Origin of the sequence: Mobiluncus porci, from assembly GCF_009695935.1 — a bacterium.
Taxonomy (GTDB): domain Bacteria; phylum Actinomycetota; class Actinomycetes; order Actinomycetales; family Actinomycetaceae; genus Mobiluncus; species Mobiluncus porci.
On record NZ_VUMY01000012.1, the window covers coordinates 51,118 to 74,573 of the forward strand.

Genomic DNA, 23,456 nt, shown 5'->3' on the forward strand with positions numbered 1-23,456 from the left:
ATAATGGAGTCATGAAGGTTGCCGTGGTTACGAATGATTATCCTACCGAGAGCTCCCCGAACGTCGGTCAGTTTGTGCGGATTACCGCGCAAGCCATTGGGGCAGTCCACGAGGTGACCGTCATCCACTTGCGAAGCGAAGCTGCTGGTGGGGTGGAAAACCACTACCGTGACGATGCCGTTGACGTGCGAGCCTTCCCCAACGCCTTGAAGACTCCGGAGGATTTCGATCGCGCTGCCAAAATCGTCTATTCGGTCGCTCCCGGCTTTGACGTCATGCACACCATGAATCTCTGGTCGCTGATTCCTTTCGGGGTTCTCGAGCGTCAAGAAGAACAATTGGCTTGTGCCTGGGTTCATACGGAACCTTGGCAACTTGCGACCCCGCAAGGCTGGCCGAGCGAAATCATGTCGGTGGAGGAAATCTTGTTGCTCCCCGATGGACTCACGGCTCCGGCGGGGAAAATGCTGACCGGTATTGCTGACAAACGTTACGGAAACTATACTGCGGCAGTGCCGTACATCGTCCCGAAACCGACTAAGTTCGTGGAGCGACCGCGGGTACAAGGCGCGTTGCGGTTGGTATCGGTCGGGTCAGTGACTGCGAAACACCAGCCCGAAGTCGCGATTCGTACCGTACGGACGCTGCGCGCTCAAGGGGTGAATGCCACTCTTACTTGGGTGGGCGAAGGAACCGCGAAGATTCGCTCCCAGGAGAAAGTCAAGGATTTTGGGCTCGAAGCATACGTCCGTTTCGTGTCTTCGGAAGAAGTCGGGGGAGTGGAAGCGGCGCTGGACGCGGCGGACTTGTTCATTGGCCCAACCAAAGAGGAAAACTTTTATCTGCCCTTGGCACAGGCTATTCTCGCCGGTCGCCCGGCAGTGGTTGGCGCGGGGGCCGCGGATTTGGAATACGTGAATCAGGACACCGCCGGAGTCATCAAAGTGGTGAAAGAAAATAACTCGAAGTTTTGGGCGGCGGCCTGTCTGGAGCTCCAAGAGGCGACAGCAGGAATGAGCGCCGCGGAAGTGAGTGCCACTCTTGGTGAAAAGTACTCCCCTGAGGCCATCGCGAAAGAGTACAGCGAAGTTTACGAAGAAACCTTGGAGATGAGCGGTTTCGAGGTTTAGAAACTCGGAACTTCGAGGCCACGGGCGCGGGCGGCCTCGGCGAGTTCCGCGTCGAAAACAGCCATAGCATCGCACCCCAGACGCAACGCAGCTGCTAAATGAATGGCATCAGCTCCCCGCAGATGCCACTCGGAAGCCGCGGCTTCGAGGTAATCGGATTCCTGCACCGGGAATACCTTGATTTGGTTGAATGACTGCCTGGCCATAGATTCCCAGTTTTCGGGTTTAATAGCCCTGCGTTTAATCATGCAGTAAAACTCGGTATAGGTCAGCCGGCTCATAACTAATTCAGCCCTCGTCTCGTCAAAGAAATGAGCCAGCGACACCGATTCCGCTTCTTCCACAATCAGCTTAGTGAATGCGGAAGTGTCAACGTACATACGATTCAAGACGACCTCGCTCGTCATCAATCATCTCTTGGACGCTTACGTCAAGCTTGATTCTCTTGATATCGGAAAACTTGAACGGTCGATTTTTCTCGGCGGCTTCTTCGATGAGTCGAACCACGGTTTGCTGCTTGGAGACGCCGCGCTCGCGCGAAAGACGCGAAAGCGTGGCATCTTGTTCCGGAGTGAGCCGAAGTGTCATAGCCATAGCTAAATGATACCATTCACATCTTTTCGCCACCAGAGCGATTTTTAGCATAGTGCGACAAAGCAACTAGACTTGGGACAAGAGCTTTTTGAAAGGAACAATGATGGAATACCGCGAACTCAAAATTGCTGGCGCTTGGGAGATTACCCCGAAGATTTTCCCTGATGAGCGGGGGGCTTTTATGGAAATGTACAAGTTGGAGGAATTCGCGGAAGTCGTGGGCCACCCCCTCAATCTCGTGCAAGCCAACTGTTCCGTCTCCAAAGCTGGGGTCGTGCGCGGGATTCACTTTGCTGACGTGCCACCTTCGCAAGCCAAATATGTGATGTGTCCTTCCGGTGCGGTTTTGGATTTCGCGGTGGACATTCGCGTTGGATCCCCGACTTTTGGAGCTTGGGATTCGGTGTTGCTTGAAGGCGAGAACCGCCGCGCGATTTATTTGAGCGAGGGGCTCGGGCACTGCTTCGTGGCTCTCGAGGACAACTCCACAGTGGTTTATCTGTGTTCGGCGGGTTACAACCCGGGGCGCGAACACGGCGTGAGTCCGGTTGACCCTGAGATCGCGCTCAAGTGGCCCGATAAGGACCTCAAAGGCAACCCGCTCGAGGTTATCTTGTCCGAGAAAGACACCGCCGCCCCGAGCCTCGCCGAGGCCCGCGAACAAGGGCTTCTTCCGGATTACCAAGCGACCCTGGATTTTATCGCTAGCCTTAACAAGTAGTGCTTACTTACCTTCCGGATTCGCAGCCTTCGAGGACTGCTCCCAACCGAAGTTCAGCGGCACGAAGGGGTAATCAACCGAGCCGGGGAGATTGTGGTCGCACCTGTCACGTGGCCAACGTGGCTGGTAAATCGCCCCGTCATCGGTCAAAATCCACAACTGCGGATGATACTCGTAGTATTGTTGACATCCGAAACCTTCTGTAACGATTTGCTCCGCATCGGGACGCGCCAAATCCTTGCCGAGCCTGTCCAAATCCCCATCGTAAACCAGCACGTTGCCGTCTTTAACATAAGCCGCAACGAGAATCTTATGTTTGCCGTCATAGCGGAACAGGTGATTCCACACCCAGTCAATCCCCGCGGTGTTCTCCTCGGTGATGAGTTTGGTTGGAGACACATTTGCTAGCAGAAATTTTTCGTAGTCTCCGTCGGGCACATTGGCATCAAGCTGGTATCCGTAAGTTGGTGCCGGCGTGGGGTCGCCAAGCTCTCGGAACTGCTTGTCCCCAAAGGGGTCGTCATTCGGTGCCGCGCTCTTGGCGGTCGTGTTTGTTGGGGTGCTGGCTCCACTTTTAGCCATGGAAGCGCAGCCCGTTAAGCCAAGCGCCCCCACGAGAACCAGCCCCACACCCAGTTTCAGAAATTTTGGTCGCGCCATTGCGATCACCTCAATCAGTTAAACGCTCGAAAATGAACACTTAACCGTGACTTTACCGACTAAAGGCTGTGTTTTCAATGGTTAATTGCATAATCCCTGGTGAGAGCACCACCTGTTGTTTCTTCAGGCAACTCACCCGAAGGCCACGTCTCGTACCGCCTGGAGATAACTGCGACCGAAACGCTGAGTTGGTTCCAAAATAGCGCCCTCAGCCCATTCATTCCAAGCATTGATGAACACGAGGCGTTCTTCCACCGGACGATCCATAACCGCGCGAGCCGCAGCCGCCAGCCAGCGGCGGAACAAATAGGGATTCGCCCCGTACCACACGTCGGGTTTCCACTGGCGACGGGCCGTATTGTCGAAATTCACCATGACTCCGGGGGCTAAATCGCGAGGCAGCCGCCGCAGCCGCTCGGTGGCCACGCGGACCAAGGCCGGATAGGACAAGACAGAACCCCGCATCTTGCGGCGCATCTTGACAGAACCGGCGGGAGCGCCCTCCCAGGGAAGATTGTGAGGCGGAAAACCGAGACTGCCTTCGAGTCCGAGTTCCCGAGCGGAGGCTCCTAAGCCGTCAAACTCGGTAGCCACATCTACACTCAAAAGCCAGAGTTCTCCCACGCCGAGTTCTCGCGCACGAGCCCGCCAGTGAGCCACAACGCGAGGAAAATTCGGAATCTGAGCCGGACGGTACACCGCCAATATGGCGCGCCCGTCCACGCGCATATAGCGCGGATCTTTCATAAACTCCGCAACGTCATCGATGAATTCCTCGGCGGGCACCTTGTCATATTCTTGCCCAATTAGAATGTCCTTATTGCGCCCGTCCCAACTGCGGGTCCAGTTCTCGTTGGCCCACATGAGGCAAAATGGCATGTTTACGTCCGCGGGGTCGCTCGCGTGAAGCTTTTCGATGGGAAGATTCAACAAGCGCTTGCCGGCAAACCAGTAGTAGTAGTACATGAACCCGTTAACCCCATGTTTCGAGGCCATTTCCGCTTGGGCCGCGCGGACTTCATCTAGCCGCAGGTCATAGAACCCGAAATCCGCCGGCAGTTTAGGCTGATCGTGGCCTTGGTAAACCGGCTTGGCTCCGGTTACATTTGTCCATTCAGTAAATCCGGTTCCCCACCAGCGGTCGTTTTCCGCAGTGGGATGGAATTGGGGAAGATAGAACGGCACAAAACGCACGCTGGGAGTGATCTCGATCGCGGGGGAGTAACGGCTCCACAATTCGGCTGCGGAGTCCTTCACCTCGGTCAAACCGTCAGTTTCACGCAGCTTCAGACCCGCTTCGGTAGTGAGAATCCCGATGGCGCGCTCAATAGCGTGAGCAGTGGTGGCATCAATCTGGCCGGCTTCCGGATCAAAATCATCCTCCGAAAGACCGAGAGACCGCAGGCCTTGCAAGACGAATCCCCTAACCCAATACATTGAACCGGCAGCAAACTTCAGCCGAGAGGGATGCAAACGAATCTCCAAGCGGCGCAACAGCTCCGCGGTGATGGCCTTATCTCCGCCCCAAAACTCCGGTCCGACAATATTGCCCGGAGCCGTGACGAGACCGAGCCACGGGTCTGACCCGAAAGCGGACATGATGCGTTTGACCTCGTCTTCTGACCCGAGCAGGGCATCCAAGAACTCGTCTTTCCACTCTGCGCCGGTACCTTCGAGCTCCGTATGCGCCTCGCGCCACGCGGACTTCTTGGTGTGCACCTTTAACACGAGCTGATAGGGGTCAAGCGCTCCGAAGTTCACGAGCTGGATCAGCGGGTAAATATCGCGACCGTGGTTCTCCACCGGCACTATCACCAGGTGCTGCAACCGTGGGAGACTCGCCGAAATTTCGTCTCGAGACAGAGTCAGACCCGATTTGGAGGCGTCGGTAATGAACAGGTCGAAATCTACCGGCAGGTTCTGCAGGCGCTCAATAATCTCGGCTGCCAAATCCGGATAGTACACGTGCATGACCACCCCGAGCCGACAGTTGGTCTCAAACTCAAACTGGGGATCCACCCGCCAAGCATCGGGATGCCCCGAGGCACGCCGACCGGCCCCGCGTGCCACCCAATCCAGGTAATCAACCGGAGCGTGCTTCTGGTTCCACAATTGGCTGAGCCTGCCATCTTCCATGGCGTTGTAGATTCGAACCCGAGCCGCCTGGCGATAGCGAGCCAGGGTACGGCGAACACGGGCAGGGGTGGGGACTTTTAGGCGCACTTTGGTCTTCTTTCTTTAAACCCAGTCTTCCAAGTTCTCGTTGTAACGGTAGCGCACAAACTCGCCAATGGACTCTCCGCCGGGAGCGGTGGAGGGGTCGGTGTAGATGGTGCGCTTAATAAAGGGGAAACCTTTGTTGACTAGAGCAGCCCAAGAGGCCAAGGTCGGATTGTCGCCCCCCGCGTTCACATCGGTGGGAAGGAACAGCTCGCGGTGGGTGTAACCGTTCTTGACGCACACCGCGTGCATCCCGAGCTCGTAGGCGTACACCACGTCCATCTTGTCTTTCTTTTCCTGGATGGAGTCAAAGAAGCGCTGCCACGGTTCGGCCTCGAGCACGCCGTGGTGGAAACACACAAAGAAAGACTGGAAATGTCCGCTGACCTGGTAGGAGAGAGTGGCGGCGGTGATGTCTGTGCCGGGTTCTTCCGTGAGTCGCAACAAGTCGGTCAGCGGTTCGAAAGGACCAATCATTGAGTCATTCGTGATCAACACCTGTTCGGCGCGACGAACAAACGGATACCGATCCAACGCCAGTGCCCAAGACCCGAAGTCATAGCCAATGTTGGGGCGACGCAACACTACGGTTTGCGCGGGGAGACCATGAGGAAATTCGAGTTTTCCGGGAGCCTCACAGGTGGAGATCAGCACCGTGGCGTAACCCCCGCGGTCAAGCTCCTGGAGATAGGTCGAAACAGACTTGGACTGGGTGGTGCCCCTACTCCAAGACGCTACCAGGGCCACCTTTGCAGCGGATTCGAGTCCGGATTCGTCCCCTCGTTCGCAGGTCACCTGGTCGCGGAAACGCTCGACAATGGGTGGTTCCGGATTTTGTTTCCGGACGGTGGCTTTGTATTTCTTTCGCGACAAGGCGCGCAATGGAGCCGTAATCTGCCACGATTTAGAAGCCCGCATGTCTTGCACCTGACCGATGGCGGTAGCCGCGTACATGCGTTGGTGTTCCAACTCGGCTTGCAGGTTCTCCACCTGTTTTCCGGCGCGCGCTAAATCCAACTTGGTTTGATCCAAGGTGGCTCTAAGCAGCCGGTTTTCTTCTCTTAGCGCCTCAAGTTCCTCACTCAATTTATTTCGGCATCCTTTCCCACCAGGGGCTCATCTAGCTTCGGGCTCCATTCTCCGCCCATCCGCACCAAACCTGGGTCAGGAATGGCAGTGTCGGCGCGAATAATGAACTGGAATTCGCGGTCGGAATAGTCATAGGTGTGGCCGGAGTCGATAAATGAAGTGGACACCCCGTAGATGCCGGGCTGGATCATGAGGGCAGGGTAGTGAAAGTCCACAAATGAATCCCCCGCTTCGAAATCGTATTTGATGCCGTCCATTCCCGAATTGGGTCCCGCCAAGGTCATACCGGCCTCATGGACGAAAGCCAACCCCACCTCGACATTCTCCACTCGTTCCACGGCGTGAGCCCACAGACGCAAAGTAAACGGTTGTCCAAAAATCGCGAAAGGAGCGGTGTTTCCTTCACCATCCAGAATCTGGATATCTGTCATCCGGACTTCCCCCGAACCCTGGCGGGGAACCGGAGGGAGAACCGTGCGGGGTTTCTTGACTTTCTTCGCCTTAGATTTATCGGCCTCCTGGGCGTTTACCGCGTTCAAGTAGCCGTCAATCACATCTCCGGTTTTACCCAACATTTGAGTTTTTCCGTGATCGAGCCAAATGGCTTCGTCACAAAGGTCTTTCGCTAAACCCAGCGAGTGGGTCACGAAGGCAATCGTGCAGCCTTCTTTACGGAGACGATGCAGGTGGTCGAAACATTTCCTCTGGAATTCTTCGTCCCCGACCGCGATAATCTCATCCACAATCAGGATTTCCGGATCGAGAGTTACAGCCACCGCGAAGCCCAAACGGACATACATTCCGGAGGAATAGACTTTGACCGGTTCATCAATAAATTCCCCGATGTCGGCGAAATCGATGATTTCATCAATGGAATACTCGATTTCTTTGTGGGTCATGCCGAGAATCGCGCCGTTCAAGTAAATATTTTCCCGACCCGTCAAATCCCCGTGAAAACCCGCTCCGAGCTCCAAGAGGGCAGAAACTTTACCGCTCACCTTCACTGCACCCGCGGTGGGACGATACACCCCCGCCAAAATTTTCAGCATCGTGGATTTACCCGAACCATTGTGGCCGATAAGCCCGAAGGTAGTTCCGCGAGGAATCTCGAAAGACACATCATCCAGGGCGCGGAAGGTGTGGCCCCCTCGAGCGCGGCCCTTGACGAGACGTTCCTTTAATGAATCCCGACGCTCCTTTTGCAGAATAAATTCTTTGGTGACGTGGGAAACGGATACCGCAATGTCGCTCAAATTCTCTCCCCCAAATCGCGTCCCTTACGTTTTAGAATCCACCAAGCCAGTGCCACCAAAATCACTGTGGTACCAAGAGAAACACCCCACTGGGCCGCGGTTCCCGGATGCAGGGAATACACGAGGTTCCGGTACAGCTCAATAAATTCGGTCAGTGGGTTGAGTTTGATAATGAAAGCCAGACTGATCCCATTCCAGGAGGCATTCACCATCGAGAGGGGATAGATAATCGGAGTAGCGTAAAACAGCAGCTGCAGGGCAATTGCGATGAGATGAGCTAGGTCGCGGTAGTAGATGTTCAACACCGACACCAGCACCGCAAAGGCCTGACAAGACGTCACGAAAAGCACCATCCACACCGGCACCAACAGCCAAGTCCAACTGACATTGCTCAGGACAATCATTACGACCGCGAAAATCCCCATCTCGATTAGGGACTGGACTCCTACCGCGAGACCTGCCCCCATCACGGGAGCGCAGGCGGGAAAATACACCTTTTGGAGCATCCCGCCAGAACTGGTGAGGGCTGCCATTCCCCCGTTGACCGAGGAAGAAAAGAAAGTCCAGGTGGTTAGTCCCGCAAACAGCCACAGGACAAAAATCGTTTGGCCGTTGCCCATGGGTGGGGGAGCGCCGCGGAAAATGATGGAGAACACCACCGTGTAGATACCCAGGGTCGCCAGGGGAACCAACAGGGACCAAGCCCAACCCAAAACAGAACCCTTGTACCGAGCCTTCAAATCGCGGGTTCCGAAAGCACGAATCAGATTCCAGCGTTTGGAAAGGAGATTCGCTTCACGCACGTCGTGAAACTCGGAGTCTCCTAGGGACATCTTGCACCTTTCGTAATGTGGAATTGGGCTAGGCTAGTATATCAATGATACTCAGACCGGTTTTCCTAGAAAAATCTTTTGGATTCTGGCAATTTCACAGATAAATTACCATTGAAAGTAATCTTAGGGGGAGTACGTTTCGTGAAAATTCGCATCTTGACCACTGTCGCCACTTTGACTTGTCTGGCTTTGCCCGCTTTCTCCGTTCCGGCTTGGACAGACATTACGACCTCCCGCATTGCGAGCAAAGACCGTGTCGAAACCGCGGTGAAAATCTCTCAAGAAGCCTTCCCCGCTGGGGCCAAAAGCGTATATTTGGCTCGTCAAGATGTCCTGGCTGACGCCTTGGCTTCAGGGTCCCTGAGCGACGGGCCGACCCTGCTGGTTCCCAAAAAGGGGCCACTCCCGAGTTCGGTTTCCAGCGAAATCGGGAGGCTCAATCCCGTAGAGGTGGTGGCTTTGGGCGGGAAGAATGCGGTTCCCGATGCGGTGTTGAACGCTGCAGGCCAAGGGCGGATCACCGGTCGTCTCCAAGGAAATAACCGTTTTGAAACCGCGGTGGCGATTACGCAGCGGGCCTATCCGGAGGGAACCGAGCGAATCGCCATTGCCGACGGCTACGGATCGAACAACCTGGGTTCTCCGGATGCGGTGGCGGCGGGAACTATGCCCGAAACCGCCTTCCTGCTCATCCCGCGGCAAGACGGTCAAACCTCACGGATCGTAAAAGGGGAAATTTCGAGACTCACCGGCGCAGTCTATCGACTTGGTGGGGACAAGACCTTCAACCATTTTCAAAGAAGCAACTTCACTTCCCAGACGGTTTTACAAGGCTCGGATCGCTACGCTACCGCTGTGGAAATCGCCAAGCACTCATTTTCGAACCCGAACAAAGTCTATCTGGCCCGCGGAGACACTTTTGCTGACGCCGTAGCTGCGGGTTCTTTCTCTGACGGTCCGGTGCTCCTGGTGGATCACACCAATGCGGTGCCGGCACCGGTAGCCGAATACTTAAAACAGACGAAACCCCAGTCTATTGTGGCTTTGGGCGGGGAAAAGGCGGTGTCGCCATCGGTTTTATCGAATGCTTCCTTGCTAGCGAATGGCCAAGAGCAGTATGTTCCGGCCGACCAAATCCCCGGTTCCACCGGAAACCGCCAGAATTTCCAGTTGCGTTCTATCTCCGCAGGCGGGGACCATACCTGTGCGGTGTCTGATGGGGGAAGGGTCTACTGTTGGGGTTCGAACCGTTTTGGTCAAATCGGTAACGGTGAAGCGTGGCCGAATTACGGATACGACTTGAACCAAGATCCTTTGCCGGAAAATTACAACCATTTCACGGGAAACAACAGCAATGTGAAGACCCCCTACCTGATTCCTAATCTCGATAAGGTCGTGGATGTTTCAGCGGGATTGAGCCACAATTGTGCGTTCAATACTGACGGTTATCTCTTCTGCTGGGGAGCCAATGCCAGCGGTCAGATGGGGGTGGGAGACACCTTCTCTAGAATCGTGCCGACACTGGTTCCGAACCTGACCAAGGTGACTTCTGTTGCTGCCGGTGGGGAGACAAATGGCCCTTGGTCAATCCGGAAAGATCTGGCCGATTGGATTCCCACCGGAACCGGCCATACCTGCGCCGTAGCGGATGGATCCGTGCTCTGCTGGGGAGACAATAAATGGGGACAACTCGGCGACGGCACCAAGGTTTCTTCGCTAACTCCGGTTCCGGTTCAGGGGATAGACAAGCCCGCTACGAAAGTTGTGGTAGGGGAGACCTTTTCCTGTGCGTTGACCGTGACCGGTAACGTGTTTTGTTGGGGGACTTTCCGCCACGACTGGGGTCTTCCGACCAACAACGAGGTGGCGAAACAGGGCTACCCGTGGCTCAAGGATGCCGCCTACGCTGATTCCTTGACGGCTCGCTTGGTGACCTCGGTGGCGCGGGCCACGGACGTGGAAGCCGGCGACTACTATGCTTGTGCCCACAGTGGAACGGATATGTCTTGCTGGGGATACAACTCTCGAGAACAGTTTTTTGAAGACATCAACCCCGCCACGATGTATCCCACAGGGCCGGCTTATCCGGTGCATCGTCACGCCTCGTCCTATATCGCGAAGGGATGGGAAAACATCCAGGCTTTCAGCGTGGGACGCAACAGTTCCTGCGCGGTGGGGCCGAACCGTCATGCCTACTGTTGGGGCCTGAACGACACCGGACAGGTGGGACGAAAGCAAACTGCGGCTGACACTGACGACTCCTCGGTGCGGATCGGTATCGTGGATTCAGTCGGAACCACCGTGAAAGATATTTCTGTCGGTTGGGCGCATACCTGCGTGGTGACTTCAGATGGGGGAGCGCGTTGCTGGGGCTACAACCCCGATGGGCAGCTCGGCAACGGTCAAGCCTTTGGGGCTCGCTGCACGGCTTGGCAAGTTCCCCGTTTAGGGACGTTGGAGTATATTCCGCGGGATCCCAAAATTGATGACTGCGTCTCGTGACAGAGTTTTTCGGTCTCCAAAGTGACTCCAGAATCTTTTGGGAAAGCTAAAATCTATAGCACAGATGGCTCATCAGCCGTCCATAGCTTTCCAAGGAGGTTCCTATGAATTTGTTCAAACGCTCGATTGCGGTGCTGGGGGCGTTAGCCTGTACTCTGACTTTAGTGGCTCCGTCCTGGGCCGCAGGTGCCACCATAAGCCGCGTTGCGGGAATGAGCCGCATGGACACGGCGGCGAAGATCGCCGGACTGTGCGGCGCCGCACAGCCCCCCCCAAAAAACGGTGTACCTGGCTCGCCAGGACGTGTTCGCAGACGCTTTAGCCTCGGGTACTTTACAAGATGGCCCCACCCTGCTTGTTCCCAAATCGGGGACGGTTCCCGCCGAGGTTCTTGCGGCCATCAAGCAGTTAGCTCCCCAAAAAGTAATGGCTTTGGGCGGGACAAATGCGGTCAGCGACCAGGTTTTGAATGAGGCCGCTCAGGGTAAAGAAACCGGACGTTTAGCCGGTCAGACGCGATTTGCTACCGCGGTAGAAATCTCGAAACACGCGTTCCCCTACGGGGGTGCGAAAGTCGTGTTGGCTGACGGGATTGGTCGGGACGGTCAGGGTTCTCCAGATGCGGTTGCGGCTGGAACCATTCCCGGAGCAGCGATTTTGTTGGCTCCCCGACAAGCCGGCAACGATGTGAGTCTGGTTCAGGCAGAAATCAAACGTTTGGGCGGCAATCCGGTACGTTTGGGCGGGGCAGGTGTTTTCAACCCGTTCCAGGCAGCCAATTTCCCGCTTAATTCGGCGTTGCAAGGAAAAACCCGCTACGGCACTTCGGTTGAAATCGCTAAATCGTGGAATCCGAACCCCACGAAAGTTTACCTAGCTCGCGGGGATGTTTTTGCTGACGCGGTGGCCTCCGGATGTTTAACCGATGGGCCGGTGCTCCTCATCGCCCGCAACGATGTCATTCCCACTGAGGTTGCTGATTTCCTCAAGACGGTCCGTCCCGCAGCAGTGGTGGCACTCGGCGGTAACGGGGCGATTCCGGATGCCGCATTGCAAAACGCACAGCGTCTTTCCAATGGTCAAGACCAGATAATTCCTCAACCAGCCAAGTCCGCGATTACCGGAAACGGATTGCCGACGCAACTGCGATCCATCTCTGCCGGTGGCGACCACACCTGTGCGGTGGCAGACTCCGGCAACGTGTGGTGCTGGGGCTCGAACCGTTTCGGTCAAGTCGGCAATGGCACGGCTTCGCCCAACTACGGTTTCGATCTCAAAGTGGATCCGCTACCGGAAAATTACACCAACTTCACTGGCCACAATGCGAATGTGAACCAGCCGGTGATGCTGTCGCTAGGCAACGTGGTGGAGGTCAGTTCGGGTCTTACCCACACCTGCGCCTACGACGCTGCGGGTCATGCCCACTGCTGGGGTTCCAACGTCACCGGTCAACTCGGGGTAGGCGACACTTTCAGCCGGACAACTCCCACGATGGTTCCTGGACTGCAAGGGGTGACTTCTATCAGTGCCGCTGGTGAGACCAACGGACCGTGGTCTATTCGCCAGGATCGTGCCGACTGGATTCCCACCGGTACCGGACACACCTGCGCGGTAGCGAACGGCAGCGTCTTTTGCTGGGGAGACAACAAGTGGGGGCAACTTGGAGACGGCTCCAACACCTCCGCCCCCACACCGGTACGGGTGCAAGGCATGAACGAGCCGGCTACCAAGGTGGTGACGGGTGAAACCACTAGCTGTGCTTTGAGCGCCGCGGGCAACGTGTACTGTTGGGGCACTTGGCGCCACGACTGGGGCTACGGGGTTGATGAAGGCACCGCCACCCACGGCTATGGCTGGCTTGCCGGAGCTCCTTACGCGGATTCCAAGACGGCCCGCCAGGTCACCTCGGTTTCCGGCGCGACCGACCTGGAAGCCGGCTCCTACTATGCTTGCGCCAAGACAGGCGCGACCATGACCTGTTGGGGATACAACTCTCGCGAGCAGTTCTTCGAGGACATCGATGGAAACGCGATGATTCCCACCGGCGGGTCATATCCGGTTTCTCGCCGAGCAGATACCTATGCCGCCGCGGGATGGGGAACTATCCAGGGCTTCGACTTAGGGCGCAACAGCTCTTGCGCGATCGGCCCTAACTCGCAGGTGTACTGCTGGGGATTGAACGACGCGGGTCAGGTCGGACGCCCGATGGCTGCCGGCACTAACGATGCGTCTTCAGATCGCTTGGGCATCGTCGGCTCGATCGGAACTACTGTGAAGGATATTTCAGTTGGCTGGGCTCATGCCTGCGCCGTGACATCCGATGGTGGAGCCCGCTGCTGGGGCTACAACCCCGACGGTCAGCTCGGCAACGCCCAAACTTTCGGAGTGCGGTGTTCCGCGTGGCAAACTCCGCGACTGGGCTCGTTGCCCTTTGTGGCACGTGACCCACATGTGAACGATTGCCAGTAGACCGGTTAGGGTGAGGGCGGGGGATTCCCCGCCCTCACTGTCATTTAGTGAGGTTACGCGCGGGAGGCTCCTTGAATTCGGGTGGCTCCTCTATGATGAAGAGGTACCCGAACAGGAGGGGAAGGAACCATATTGGAGTCGAAAGCGCCGGAGCACCTGGGCAACGTGGCGGCTTCACGGCAGCAAGCCAAAGTGCCGCAGTGGGTGTGGTGGCTTCTCGTGCCCCTGATGCTGGTCCTGACTCTGATTCCGTGGGCGGTGGCGGCGCCGCTCGGGGGTGCCCCCGACTCAGATTTCCACCTCAACACCATCCTTTGCGTGCAAGGAGATCGGCCGGGACTCTGTGAACATGTCAGCGACACGGAAGTGCGCGTGAATGCCGACACCGAATTGTTCTATTGTCACGCGAAAAACGTGGCAGATGCGCCTTTATGCTACGACGAGGGAGCCGCTGCGAACCCTGAAACCACCGTCACAAAGCGGTGGAACTACAACGGGGTGTACCCCAACGGGTATTTTCTGTTTCACTCTCTTCATGCCAGTCCCGATTTAACACTCACCGTGATGAGTACGCGAATCTTGAACGTGGTTTTAATCTCTGGACTGCTCGGGGTCTTGGGCGGGCTACTTGCCCCGCGGCAAAGAATGAATTTATGGCTGGCTTTCCTGGTGACTTCCGTGCCACTGGGGCTTTCTATCCTGAGTTCCATCAACCCTAGCGCCTGGTCGATTCCCGCGCCACTAATGGCTTTTTTCGCGGTGCGCGGTGCGTTACTGTCTTCGGGGAAACGCCGCCTGGGGCTGTGGGCCATGGCTGGTCTTGCTGCGATTCTGGGGGCCAGCTCTCGAACGGATGCGTTGGTTTTTGTGGCTCTAGCAGTGGTGGCAGCCCTCTTCCTTCACTTTGATTTTAAACGTTCCGATCTTCGCAATGCCGTCAAAATCGGTCTGGGTCTTGGCAGTTTGCTCCTCGTGGGGGTCATTATCCTGGTGGTAACTGGTCGGGTCATGCAGGCTCCGGTTATCGGGAACCTCGCGGCTTCCCTGCAGGGTGATCCTCCCGCAGGAGTGCAGCCGCGCAAGGTTATTTTCGAAAACTTCTTGAACATCCCCGACTACCTGATGGGAGTTTTCGGGCTCTGGCCCTTGGGTTTGCTCGAGATTCAACTTCCACGTCTTGTACCGGCGGTATTCTTCGGGATTTTCCTGGCAATGATGACCCTGGCGCTGTTGGGGACAACCTGGAAAACTAACCTGGTTCTCGTCTTCCTCGCCGTCCTGGGGTTCCTGATGCCCCTGTTGATGCTGTTTTACACCAAAGCCACGGTCGGTGTGTGGGTTCAACCGCGCTATCTCCTCCCTCTGATTGCCCTGTTCGCGGGGGTGGCGCTGTTCGATTTTTCCGCGCGAGAACACTTGCCCTTGGTGCATCGGGTCGTGATCCTCATTGCCGCCAGTGGGGCACACCTGGCGGCTTTCGGGACGGTGGTGCGCCGCTACTGGCAGGGCATGGATTTCCAATCCGGCGAACAAACCTGGTGGTGGGACGGGGCTCCCGGTCCGGTTTTCAACATAGTCTTGGCAGGGGGGGCTTTTCTCGCTTTTACAGCCAGCGTGTTACTCGGTCCGGCGATTCCTCGAGCACAAGCTTCTGAGTCGGAGCCTTTTAGCGAGGTCGGAAAGGAATAGTCTCGGGGAAACTGCGGTAGAATTTAGCGGTAAAGATGCTTTGAAAGCAGACGAAAGAAGGAAAGACATGCATGTTTTGGTGACCGGCGGGGCCGGCTTTATTGGCGCAAACTTTGTCCACACGACGGTGGAGGACTATCCCGATGCGACGGTAACCGTTATCGACAAGATTGGTTATGCGGGCAACCCGAAGTCCATCGAAGGGCTTGACCGCGTGAAGTTGGTGGTTGGTTCGACCGAGGATCGCGACTTGATGGACGCTTTGGTTGGCGAGGCCGATTTGGTCGTGAACTTTGCGGCCGAGTCCCACAACGATAATTCCCTTGTTGACCCCTCGCCGTTTATTTACTCCAACTTGGTCGGCACCTTCAACACCTTGGAGGCTTGCCGCAAGCACCACGTGCGCCTCCACCACATCTCCACCGATGAGGTTTACGGCGACCTCGACCTTGACGATCCGCGCAAGTTCACTCCGGAGTCGCCTTACTGGCCGTCCTCGCCTTATTCGGCGTCCAAGGCGGGCTCGGACATGCTGGTGCGCGCCTGGGTGCGTTCCTTCGAGATTGAGGCGACCATTTCCAACTGTTCCAACAATTACGGCCCTTACCAGCACGTCGAAAAGTTCATTCCCCGCATGATCACCAACCGCATGGACGGGGTGCGCCCGCGCCTGTACGGCGACGGCTTGAACGTGCGCGACTGGATCCACGTGCTCGACCACAACATGGCCGTGTGGGCCATTATCGAAAAAGGCCGCCTTGGTGAAACATACCTAATCGGCGCCAACGGCGAGAAAAACAACCTCGAAATCGTGCGGGCCTTGAACCGGATGATGGGCTTTGACGAAGACGACTTCGATTGGGTCAAGGATCGCCCCGGTCATGATCGCCGCTACGCTATTGACCCCACCAAGTTGATGGAGGAAACCGGCTGGGCCCCGAAGTTCACCGACCTCGACAAGGGCCTCAAGGACACTATCGAGTGGTATCAGGCTAACGAGGCCTGGTGGCGCCCGGCGAAGGAAGAGACTGAGAAGAAGTACGCCGCCCAGGGACACTAGACCCCTCCGATGAGCCAGACCGATGCAAATCCGCCCCGCCCTGTGGCGGGAAAGTCGCCGCGGCTATTGGTGATTATTCCGGCTTGGAACGAAGAAGCCACCATTGGGGCGGTTTTGAACGATGTGCAAAGCGCGCTACCGGATGCCGATATCGTCGTGGTCTCTGACGGATCCACGGATGGAACTGCGAACATCGTGCGGTCCACACCCGAGGTAGAGCTTGTCGACTTATCACTGAATCTCGGGGTTGGTGGTGCCATGCGAACCGGTTACCGTTACGCCTTGTCGCACGGATATGAATACGCTCTACAGGTTGATGCCGATGGTCAACACGATCCGGCCTTTGTCCCCGAGATGCTTGCCGCCGCCACGCAAGCGGATTTGGTGGTCGGCGCGCGTTTTGCCGGAAAAGGCGACTATCGGGCGCGAGGCCCCAGGCGTTGGGCCATGGGGTTCCTTTCGGTGATTCTCTCACGGGTCTGTCACACGAAACTGACCGATGCCACCAGTGGTTTCAAACTCGTAAACATTCGGGGAATCGAGCTTTTTGCCCACAATCTTCCCGCCGAGTATCTCGGGGATACGGTGGAGGCACTGGTGTTGGCAGCAAAGGCGGGCCTGCGAGTAGCGCAAGTGCCGGTAGTGATGCGTCCGCGGGCGGGCGGGGAGGCCTCGCACGGACCGCTATCCTCGGCGATTTACCTGATTCGGGCCCTAATCGCTTTGCTGATAGCCTTAAGCCGGCGAAAGGGACGATAAATGAGCGGGACTTATATCTTAGGTGTGGTGTTTTCCGTCTTTGTCTTCGCCATGATTCTCCTGGGGATGCGCAACTCTCGGATGAAAGAAAAATATGCCATCGTCTGGGTCCTCATCGGGGTGGTGGTCCTCGTGGTTTCGCTTTTTCCCGACACCCTCACCTGGGCGGCGCGGCTCATCGGGGTAGTGGTCCCCTTGAACCTCGGCTTCTTCCTCTCCGGTGTGGTTCTGTTGCTGATTTCGCTGCAATTTTCGATTGACCTGTCCCGCGTTGACGAGGAAAAACGGGTGCTGGCCGAAAATCTGGCGCTCTTGGAGACGCGGGTCGCCGAACTGGAACACGCCGCGAAAACTCTAGGTCCGAAGGGGGACTCGTGATTACCTTTGTTGCCGGAACCACCGCCGAATTCATCAAGATTGCCCCCGTGATACGCGAGCTGCGTCGCCGTGGAATGGATTTCCAAGTGTGGGCCACTGACCAGCACGTTGACGGGGTCACGGAAGTGCTAGAGGACTTCGACCTGCGGGTGCCGTTGGCTCACTTTGTGCCCTCAACAAGTCGGCGCACCATCTCGCGGATGAGCCAGGTTCTGCCCTGGTTTTTCGACTTGGCACGAACCCTGTGGCATTTTCGCCGAGAATTCCGCGCTCGGGCAGCGCGCGGGGTAGTGCTGGTGCACGGCGACACTTTTACCACGGTCTTTGGCGCTATTGCCGGAAGAATGCTCGGCTGTCGGGTCGGTCACATCGAGGCCGGTCTGCGCTCGGGATCTCTCGTGAGCCCTTTCCCCGAAGAAATCAACCGCCGTCTTGTGGCGCGGCTCGCGACTGACAACTTTTGCCCCACCGCAGTCGAAGCCGCGAATCTCCGCCGAGAAGGAGCGGATAAACGCTCCCAAATCGTTGTCACCGGCGCCAACACGGTAGTGGATGCGCTGCGTTTTGCCTCCGCACCAGCAGTAGCACGTGCCGACCTGCCGCGGGACTACGCCCTCGTGACCCTGCACCGTTTCGAGCTGGTGCAAAACCGCGTGGCCTACACCGATATCGTGCGGCGGGTCATGCGTTTGAGTGTGCAGCTGCCGGTGGTGATGATGATTGGGCAATCCGATCGGGCGCTGCTGGAACAATACGGCTTGATGACGGCCCTCGAGGAATCCCCAATTTTTACCTTCGACAAAATGCGCTACCTCGAATTCATCCGTGTCCTTGTTGGCGCCACCCTCGTTATTACGGACTCGGGCGGCCTACAAGAGGAATGCGCCGCCTTGGGAGTGCCAACGGCGGTGCATCGTACCCACACCGAGCGGCGGGACGGCTTGGGGGAGAATATCGTCTTGACCGGCATGGATGTGAAAGCCTTGGATGATTTTTTGGCTCACTTTGAGGACTATCGACGTCCTTCCCAGCTTGACACATTCCATCCGGCCGCGGCCATTGCCGAGGTTCTAGAGCGAGGTCGGTAATGGATTCAAATAGAGACCCACTCATCCCGCAACGCGCGGGCACTGGGAAAAAATGGCGTGTGTTGCTAGGTGTTTTGGCCGTATTTGGGTCCATTGTGACCGCGCTGACTTGGGCTGCGGCCTCGCCAATCGGCGGGTCGCCTGATGACGACTATCACCTAGCCAGCATTTGGTGCCCTCGACCCCTGGATCTCAGCGGTTGTGAGGTGCGCGAGACTAAGGGAGCAGTTGAGGTGCGAGTTCCCGCGGTCATACCCTCCTCCACCTGTGCTGCCCGCCAGCCGGAAACCTCCGCGGCCTGCGTGGGCCAAGCGGATGCTGCCGGCGGTCTCGCGTGGACTGACCGCGTTGACCAGGGTGATTATCCCTTTGGCTACTACCAAATCCAACATCTTTTCGCCTCCGACAATGTGACCGGAAGCATCCTCGTGATGCGAACAGTGAATGCTTTATTGGGATTTCTCCTCTTGGGGGCGGTGATTTTCCTGGCACCGCGGGATTCGCGTCTTCCTTTCGCGTTGGCTGTCGCGGCGGCTTGGGTCCCGATGGGCGTCTATCTTCTGGCTTCAAATAACCCGAGTTCTTGGGCGATTTCGGGGGTAAGCGCGTATGCCTTCGCTCTTTTCGGACTATTGCGGTCTTCGGGACGGAGGCGCCTGGGGCTAGCCATTCTTGGCGGAATCGGGGCGGTTTTAGCGTTTAGTTCCCGAGCGGATGCTTCCTTCTATATCCTGGTGGCTTCCCTGGTGATTTTGGCCCTCACCCCCACGGTTTTGAAGCAGTGGAGGCTGTTGGTTTTCCCCGCCGTGGCCTCGCTTCTTGGCCTGGTGGTCTTGGCAACCTCCGGTCAGAACCAGGCGGTCGGCTATGTGAATCCCGACAGTGAAGTGGTGGCCGAGATGGGATTTTTCAAACATGCCCTGTATCTCATCATGCAACTCCCCGAGTATTTTCTGGGCTTTTGGGGGGTGAACTTTGGGCCGGGATGGCTCGATGTGCGTCTCGACACCATTACTTTCTTCGGTTCTTTCTTTGTGCTGGGGGTGTTGGCGGCTTTCGGACTGGCGGAAATGTGGCTCGGTAAAATTGTGGCTCTGGTGCTCGGGTTCGGAGCTCTTTTGGGAATTCCGGTGGTAATCACTTTCCTCCAAAACGACGATGAGCTACGCTACCAACCGCGCTATCTCCTTCCACTGTTGGCGCTGTGCGTCTTCACCGTCATCGTGGGGAGAAAGCCCTGGCGTGAGCGGATGAACCTGCTCACTTTGACTGTCATCGCGCTCGCTCTCGCTTTGGCTAATGCTTTTGCGTTGCATCGCACGATTCGTCGCTACATCACCGGCGATGATGTCCTGGACTATGTGATGAACCGCACCGAGTGGTGGTGGTCCTTCGGACCCTCGCCGATGGTGCTGTGGGGGATGGGGTCGCTCGGGTTTCTCGTGGCGATTCTAGCTTTTCTTCTGCTCGCAAAACATCTCTCAGAAGAACGCCTCACTACCGCACACTCGATTGTTCCGCCCGAGAGCGACGCAAGTAGCGGGGAGAATGTGCCGTGACTGACTTCGATCGCCTCGATGTGGTGATGCCCGCCTTTAATGAAGGCGAACACGTCTCGGATGCCGCTCGCCACTTGCGCGAGGCAGGACAACGTGCCAACTTGGCGACGCGTCTCATCGTCGTGGACGATGGCTCGAATGCGCCTTCCGCCCAGGTCCTCGACCGGATGGCGGCAGACGGCGAGATCGTCTTGTTGCGGCAGGCGAATTCGGGACGTTTCGTGGCGCGAGCGCGAGGGCTCGCGGCCAGCGAAACCGATTACGTGTTGCTGCTAGATGCGCGGGTGAACCTGGACGCAAAGGCTTTAGTGGAGTTGCGTCGGCGGGTGGCCCAAGGACGCGGGGAAGTCTGGAACCTACATGTCCGTTTGGCCAACGTGTCCTCCCTTGCTGCCGCCTTCTGGTCCGGTCTGGTGAAGGTGTGGTGGCGTGACTACTGGCGTAACCCGAGACCAGTCACGATTGACGGGGAAAACTTTGACCGTTTCCCCAAGGGCACCGGTGCTTTCTTCGCGCCGCGTTCGCTTTTAGCCTCTGCGATGGACGGATTCACCTCGAGTTTCGATAACCCGAAGCTGGTTTCAGACGATACCGGCCTGTTGCGTGCCCTCGCAGAGGACCCCGGCATCCACCTTGACCCCGCGGTGGGGGCCGATTATTTCGGTAAAGAGGGAGTCCAAAAGTGGATTAAGCAGTGTTTCTATCGCGGAACTACCTTCGTGGATTCCTATCTGGGGGCGTCTGGTAGGGGAAAACTGGGAACCATGTTTGCCGGTTTGTCACTTGGCGTGATTGGTGGGGCGTATTGCTTGTGGCGCAAGCCTTTTGCGACTTTGGGGACGGTCTTCCTAGGTTCTTTGTCTGCCGGTGCAGTCGTGAAAGCCTGTGGTGGAAACTCGCGTGAGGCCCAGGCGGTGGGATTACTCGCCGCGCCTTTCGGGGTGGTTTTCGGCGGAGGCTTGCTGCGCGGTCTAGCAATAGCGTGGCGCGGAAAACTTCGAGAAGACCGAATCTTGGGCGGGGAGAAAACCTACCGAGACGGTGGCGATTTCGATGGGATTGACCAATGAGACGCCTCGGCATTATCGGGGTCGCGCTGGTGACGGCGAGCCTGCTGGGTATCGTTTTGCTGGTCGGGGTGGCGCGCTGGCTGTCCCCGGATGAAAACGCGGCTTTCATTGCGCTTTGGGGGGTACTTTTTGCCGGCGGTTCCGCGCTTTCTTTGGTGGAACAGGAAACCGCTCGGCAATCCACCCGTGCCGATGCCGAGGGAAAGGCCACCCCCATTTCGGTAGCGCAGCTGGCCTTGGTTGCCCTCGGCTTGTCTTGGCTGTTGCTGATGGTGATGGGCTTCACCCCCGCGGGAAGTGCCCTGTTTGCCTCTGCCGGTAGCCAGGGGGGACAGCGGATCTCCACCGTCGGAATCATGGCCTTGGCCTATCTCGGATTTGTTGCCCAATTCTCGGTCAGAGGACTGGCTTTGGGAAGGCGTCAAGAGGGCATATATGCCGCAATATTGGTGGCAGAACCTGTGTGGCGCCTCCTGGGGCTGCTCCCTTTCGTGCTCTGGGCTGCGGATCCCAGTCCGCTGTGGGCTCTCCTCGCCACGGCTGCGGGTTCCTATGGCTGGGTAGTAGCCTGGCGGCGAGTACGGCTGCGCCCTTTTGAACCTAATTCCAGCGAGTCCTGGGGTCGGGTCACAGGTCGGGTGGTTTTACTCGGGGCCGCAAACGGACTGCTAGCAGCGTTGCTGACCGGTTATCCCGCTCTCGTCACGGTAATGGTGGGGTCTTCCCAAGGCCTCGCGGTGTTTTTCGCCGTTGTCACCCTGTGCCGCATTCCTCTCGTATTACTGGCACCGGTTCAGGCTCTGGTCATCCCCGAAACCACGCGTATTCTAGCAGCAGGGCGCGCTAGGTCCCTATTTGGTTTACTCGGCAAGGTGCTGGCGGCGACCCTCGGCGTGGCGATCGTGAGCGCCGTGGCGGGTTGGGCTCTAGGCCCCTGGGCAGTGCGGCTTCTCTTCGGATCTTCCTACGTAGCTCCGGGCTGGCTGGTGGCGTTGATTCTGGCGTCAACAGTGGTTTTGGGTGCCGCCTTGCTGCAGGCTGCCGTCTTCGTGTCTCTCGAAAGATATCTGTCTTCCGTCCTGACGTGGGGCGCGACCCTCGCGGGAACAGTAGTTGCCCTCTTGGTGACACCAGGTGACGCCCTCGCCCGAGGTACCGCTGGGTTTGTAGTGGCCTCCGTCTTGGGATACGTAATCTCGGGGTTGTTGTTGCGTTTAGCCTTGGGGCGGGTGGCTGGCAGGTCAGGCGGCGAATAAATCGCGAATCACAGTGAGCCAGCCGCGAGAATAGCGGAAGTAGTGTCCATTGAGGATTTCTTTCGCAATTTTGGGGATTCGGGCGAGACGATGGGGAGGAAGACCGCCGCGCGCCTCTTGGTGACGCAGTGCGGCTAGGAGATCGCGTCGCGCCGCCGGAGTTCCCAGACCCCGCTTCTGGGCGGACGTGGCCAGAGACTTCGCGCGGGTGAGTCGCCGCAGGTTATCCTCTCCGGAACCGGAGGTGAGCTGGTCGAAACGATCGCGCAGACTGATGCGCTTCGCCCCGATCGCATTGCCACCATGCTGACGGTAGCGGGTTAGTTCAGCCGTTTCGGGACCGGCCAGACGCAGCCTCCCCTCAAGGGCCGCCATCATCGCTAGCCACTCGTCGTGCAACAATCCCGCTGGTACCGGCATATTTTCACGGGCAAAATCCCCGCGCATCGCCACGGTCGCGCCGGTGATGAGATTGCGTTTCAGCAAGACCGGAAAAGCATTTCCCTCCGTCAGATTCGTGATTTCCCAGGTCGAGGCCTTCAGAGTCTCAAGAAGTGTTCGGGGTCTCTCGGGGCTCCCCAGGGGAGCACCCTCGGCATCAATCAAAATCGCGTCCGTGTGGACGAGCTCTGTGTCGGCGAGCTCAGCGGTGAGCACGGTGGTCTTGTGAGGTGCCCACTCATCGTCTTGGTCGGAAAGAAACACCACGTCAGCGCTGGTGGCGCTGATAGCATCCGAAAAATTATCGCGAATCCCTAAAGCGGGACGGTGTTTGCGCCACACGAGAGTTACGGGGTGGTCTGTGGCGGCATTGTGCGCGTCAACAAGTTGCTGCACACTCTCCACCGTGTTGTCGGTGGAATCATCATCCCCGATCACAATCTCATCGACCGGTAGGTCTTGGGAAAGAATGGATCGGATTTGAGCCTTCACAAAACGGGAACCATTGTGTGTCGTCATTGCCACGCCGAGACGAGGCCGATTCGGTAGCGGTGCCAGTGGCTGTGGGGGAATTTCACTCATCGGGTTCCATCTTACCGTCCCTTTGCTAGGCAATGTTTTCGTCGGTATAGACCGTGGGTAAGATTAGGTTATGGATTCTTGCCGGTGAGTCTTTAGGGACGGC

The 23,456-nt window shown here is 57.4% G+C and carries 20 protein-coding genes; 12 read left to right on the forward strand and 8 right to left on the reverse strand.

Translation table 11 applies throughout. The annotated features are described in order from the left end of the window. Positions 1-11: 11 nt before the first annotated feature. Positions 12-1,130, forward strand: a complete 1,119-nt coding sequence (locus FYJ63_RS07400; protein WP_154545299.1) for a glycosyltransferase family 4 protein — start codon at positions 12-14, stop codon at positions 1,128-1,130. Here FYJ63_RS07400 and FYJ63_RS07405 read toward each other — a convergent pair. Both FYJ63_RS07405 and FYJ63_RS07410 read right to left on the reverse strand, forming a co-directional pair. After that, entirely contained in the window at positions 1,127-1,537 is a 411-nt protein-coding gene (locus FYJ63_RS07405) for a type II toxin-antitoxin system VapC family toxin (protein ID WP_229770056.1), read from the reverse strand. The two genes, FYJ63_RS07400 and FYJ63_RS07405, sit on opposite strands and share 4 nt — an antisense overlap. Further along, positions 1,500-1,724: a hypothetical protein gene (locus FYJ63_RS07410; protein WP_154545301.1), complete on the reverse strand. Its 225-nt coding sequence runs from the start codon at positions 1,722-1,724 to the stop codon at positions 1,500-1,502. Before FYJ63_RS07410 ends, FYJ63_RS07405 begins: the two co-directional genes overlap by 38 nt. Before the next feature lie 103 nt (positions 1,725-1,827). Between FYJ63_RS07410 and rfbC the strand changes: the two genes are divergently transcribed. Continuing rightward, the gene (gene rfbC, locus FYJ63_RS07415; RefSeq protein ID WP_154545302.1) at positions 1,828-2,445 is read left to right on the forward strand and encodes a dTDP-4-dehydrorhamnose 3,5-epimerase; all 618 of its coding nucleotides are present in this window, start codon (positions 1,828-1,830) and stop codon (positions 2,443-2,445) included. Positions 2,446-2,448: 3 nt separating this feature from the next. Here the strand turns inward: rfbC and FYJ63_RS07420 are convergent, their stop codons facing one another. The 5 genes from FYJ63_RS07420 to FYJ63_RS07440 all read right to left on the reverse strand — a co-directional run bounded on the left by FYJ63_RS07420 (position 2,449) and on the right by FYJ63_RS07440 (position 8,500). After that, on the reverse strand, positions 2,449-3,105 hold the full coding sequence (locus tag FYJ63_RS07420) for a hypothetical protein (RefSeq protein WP_154545304.1): 657 nt from the start codon (positions 3,103-3,105) through the stop codon (positions 2,449-2,451). A gap of 132 nt (positions 3,106-3,237) precedes the next feature. Next, positions 3,238-5,328, reverse strand: coding sequence for a glycoside hydrolase family 99-like domain-containing protein (locus FYJ63_RS07425; protein ID WP_338106872.1), 2,091 nt, complete (start codon positions 5,326-5,328; stop codon positions 3,238-3,240). 15 nt (positions 5,329-5,343) lie between these two features. Beyond that, a complete protein-coding gene (locus FYJ63_RS07430; RefSeq protein WP_154545306.1) occupies positions 5,344-6,411 on the reverse strand; it encodes a rhamnan synthesis F family protein in 1,068 nt (355 codons plus the stop codon). Beyond that, positions 6,408-7,667 carry an ABC transporter ATP-binding protein gene (locus FYJ63_RS07435; RefSeq protein ID WP_154545308.1) on the reverse strand — a complete coding sequence of 420 codons (1,260 nt, stop codon included), beginning with the start codon at positions 7,665-7,667 and terminating at the stop codon, positions 6,408-6,410. The genes FYJ63_RS07430 and FYJ63_RS07435 overlap by 4 nt, the downstream gene beginning before the upstream one ends. Then, the gene (locus tag FYJ63_RS07440) at positions 7,664-8,500 is read right to left on the reverse strand and encodes an ABC transporter permease (protein WP_154545310.1); all 837 of its coding nucleotides are present in this window, start codon (positions 8,498-8,500) and stop codon (positions 7,664-7,666) included. The genes FYJ63_RS07435 and FYJ63_RS07440 overlap by 4 nt, the downstream gene beginning before the upstream one ends. Before the next feature lie 111 nt (positions 8,501-8,611). Between FYJ63_RS07440 and FYJ63_RS07445 the strand changes: the two genes are divergently transcribed. From FYJ63_RS07445 to FYJ63_RS07490, 10 genes are all read left to right on the forward strand, one after another. Beyond that, complete coding sequence (locus tag FYJ63_RS07445; protein WP_229770057.1) at positions 8,612-11,002, forward strand: cell wall-binding repeat-containing protein; 2,391 nt, start codon at positions 8,612-8,614, stop codon at positions 11,000-11,002. Between the two features lie 282 nt (positions 11,003-11,284). After that, the gene (locus FYJ63_RS07450) at positions 11,285-13,471 is read left to right on the forward strand and encodes a cell wall-binding repeat-containing protein (protein ID WP_338106873.1); all 2,187 of its coding nucleotides are present in this window, start codon (positions 11,285-11,287) and stop codon (positions 13,469-13,471) included. A gap of 132 nt (positions 13,472-13,603) precedes the next feature. After that, the gene (locus FYJ63_RS07455) at positions 13,604-15,160 is read left to right on the forward strand and encodes a DUF2142 domain-containing protein (protein WP_154545312.1); all 1,557 of its coding nucleotides are present in this window, start codon (positions 13,604-13,606) and stop codon (positions 15,158-15,160) included. A gap of 67 nt (positions 15,161-15,227) precedes the next feature. Continuing rightward, positions 15,228-16,220: a dTDP-glucose 4,6-dehydratase gene (gene rfbB / locus FYJ63_RS07460; protein WP_154545314.1), complete on the forward strand. Its 993-nt coding sequence runs from the start codon at positions 15,228-15,230 to the stop codon at positions 16,218-16,220. 9 nt (positions 16,221-16,229) lie between these two features. After that, a complete protein-coding gene (locus FYJ63_RS07465; protein WP_154545316.1) occupies positions 16,230-16,979 on the forward strand; it encodes a glycosyltransferase family 2 protein in 750 nt (249 codons plus the stop codon). Then, positions 16,980-17,357 carry a DUF2304 domain-containing protein gene (locus FYJ63_RS07470; RefSeq protein WP_154545318.1) on the forward strand — a complete coding sequence of 126 codons (378 nt, stop codon included), beginning with the start codon at positions 16,980-16,982 and terminating at the stop codon, positions 17,355-17,357. Further along, positions 17,354-18,445, forward strand: a complete 1,092-nt coding sequence (locus tag FYJ63_RS07475) for a UDP-N-acetylglucosamine 2-epimerase (protein WP_338106874.1) — start codon at positions 17,354-17,356, stop codon at positions 18,443-18,445. The genes FYJ63_RS07470 and FYJ63_RS07475 overlap by 4 nt, the downstream gene beginning before the upstream one ends. Positions 18,446-18,504: 59 nt before the next feature. After that, complete coding sequence (locus FYJ63_RS07480) at positions 18,505-20,004, forward strand: DUF2142 domain-containing protein (RefSeq protein ID WP_195839362.1); 1,500 nt, start codon at positions 18,505-18,507, stop codon at positions 20,002-20,004. Beyond that, complete coding sequence (locus FYJ63_RS07485; protein WP_338106875.1) at positions 20,001-21,074, forward strand: glycosyltransferase; 1,074 nt, start codon at positions 20,001-20,003, stop codon at positions 21,072-21,074. Before FYJ63_RS07480 ends, FYJ63_RS07485 begins: the two co-directional genes overlap by 4 nt. After that, positions 21,071-22,330: a polysaccharide biosynthesis protein gene (locus FYJ63_RS07490; protein ID WP_154545322.1), complete on the forward strand. Its 1,260-nt coding sequence runs from the start codon at positions 21,071-21,073 to the stop codon at positions 22,328-22,330. The genes FYJ63_RS07485 and FYJ63_RS07490 overlap by 4 nt, the downstream gene beginning before the upstream one ends. Here FYJ63_RS07490 and FYJ63_RS07495 read toward each other — a convergent pair. Beyond that, the gene (locus FYJ63_RS07495; protein WP_154545325.1) at positions 22,316-23,353 is read right to left on the reverse strand and encodes a glycosyltransferase; all 1,038 of its coding nucleotides are present in this window, start codon (positions 23,351-23,353) and stop codon (positions 22,316-22,318) included. The genes FYJ63_RS07490 and FYJ63_RS07495 overlap by 15 nt on opposite strands. Between the last annotated feature and the right edge of the window lie 103 nt (positions 23,354-23,456).

Coding starts and splice junctions, on each gene's coding strand:
- rfbC (WP_154545302.1), top strand. CDS start 1,828: ATGGAATACCGCGAACTCAAAATTGCTGGCGCTTGGGAGATTACCCCG.
- FYJ63_RS07465 (WP_154545316.1), top strand. CDS start 16,230: ATGAGCCAGACCGATGCAAATCCGCCCCGCCCTGTGGCGGGAAAGTCG.
- FYJ63_RS07490 (WP_154545322.1), top strand. CDS start 21,071: ATGAGACGCCTCGGCATTATCGGGGTCGCGCTGGTGACGGCGAGCCTG.
- FYJ63_RS07495 (WP_154545325.1), bottom strand. CDS start 23,353: ATGAGTGAAATTCCCCCACAGCCACTGGCACCGCTACCGAATCGGCCT.
- rfbB (WP_154545314.1), top strand. CDS start 15,228: ATGCATGTTTTGGTGACCGGCGGGGCCGGCTTTATTGGCGCAAACTTT.
- FYJ63_RS07405 (WP_229770056.1), bottom strand. CDS start 1,537: ATGACGAGCGAGGTCGTCTTGAATCGTATGTACGTTGACACTTCCGCA.
- FYJ63_RS07400 (WP_154545299.1), top strand. CDS start 12: ATGAAGGTTGCCGTGGTTACGAATGATTATCCTACCGAGAGCTCCCCG.
- FYJ63_RS07410 (WP_154545301.1), bottom strand. CDS start 1,724: ATGGCTATGACACTTCGGCTCACTCCGGAACAAGATGCCACGCTTTCG.
- FYJ63_RS07470 (WP_154545318.1), top strand. CDS start 16,980: ATGAGCGGGACTTATATCTTAGGTGTGGTGTTTTCCGTCTTTGTCTTC.
- FYJ63_RS07440 (WP_154545310.1), bottom strand. CDS start 8,500: ATGTCCCTAGGAGACTCCGAGTTTCACGACGTGCGTGAAGCGAATCTC.
- FYJ63_RS07420 (WP_154545304.1), bottom strand. CDS start 3,105: ATGGCGCGACCAAAATTTCTGAAACTGGGTGTGGGGCTGGTTCTCGTG.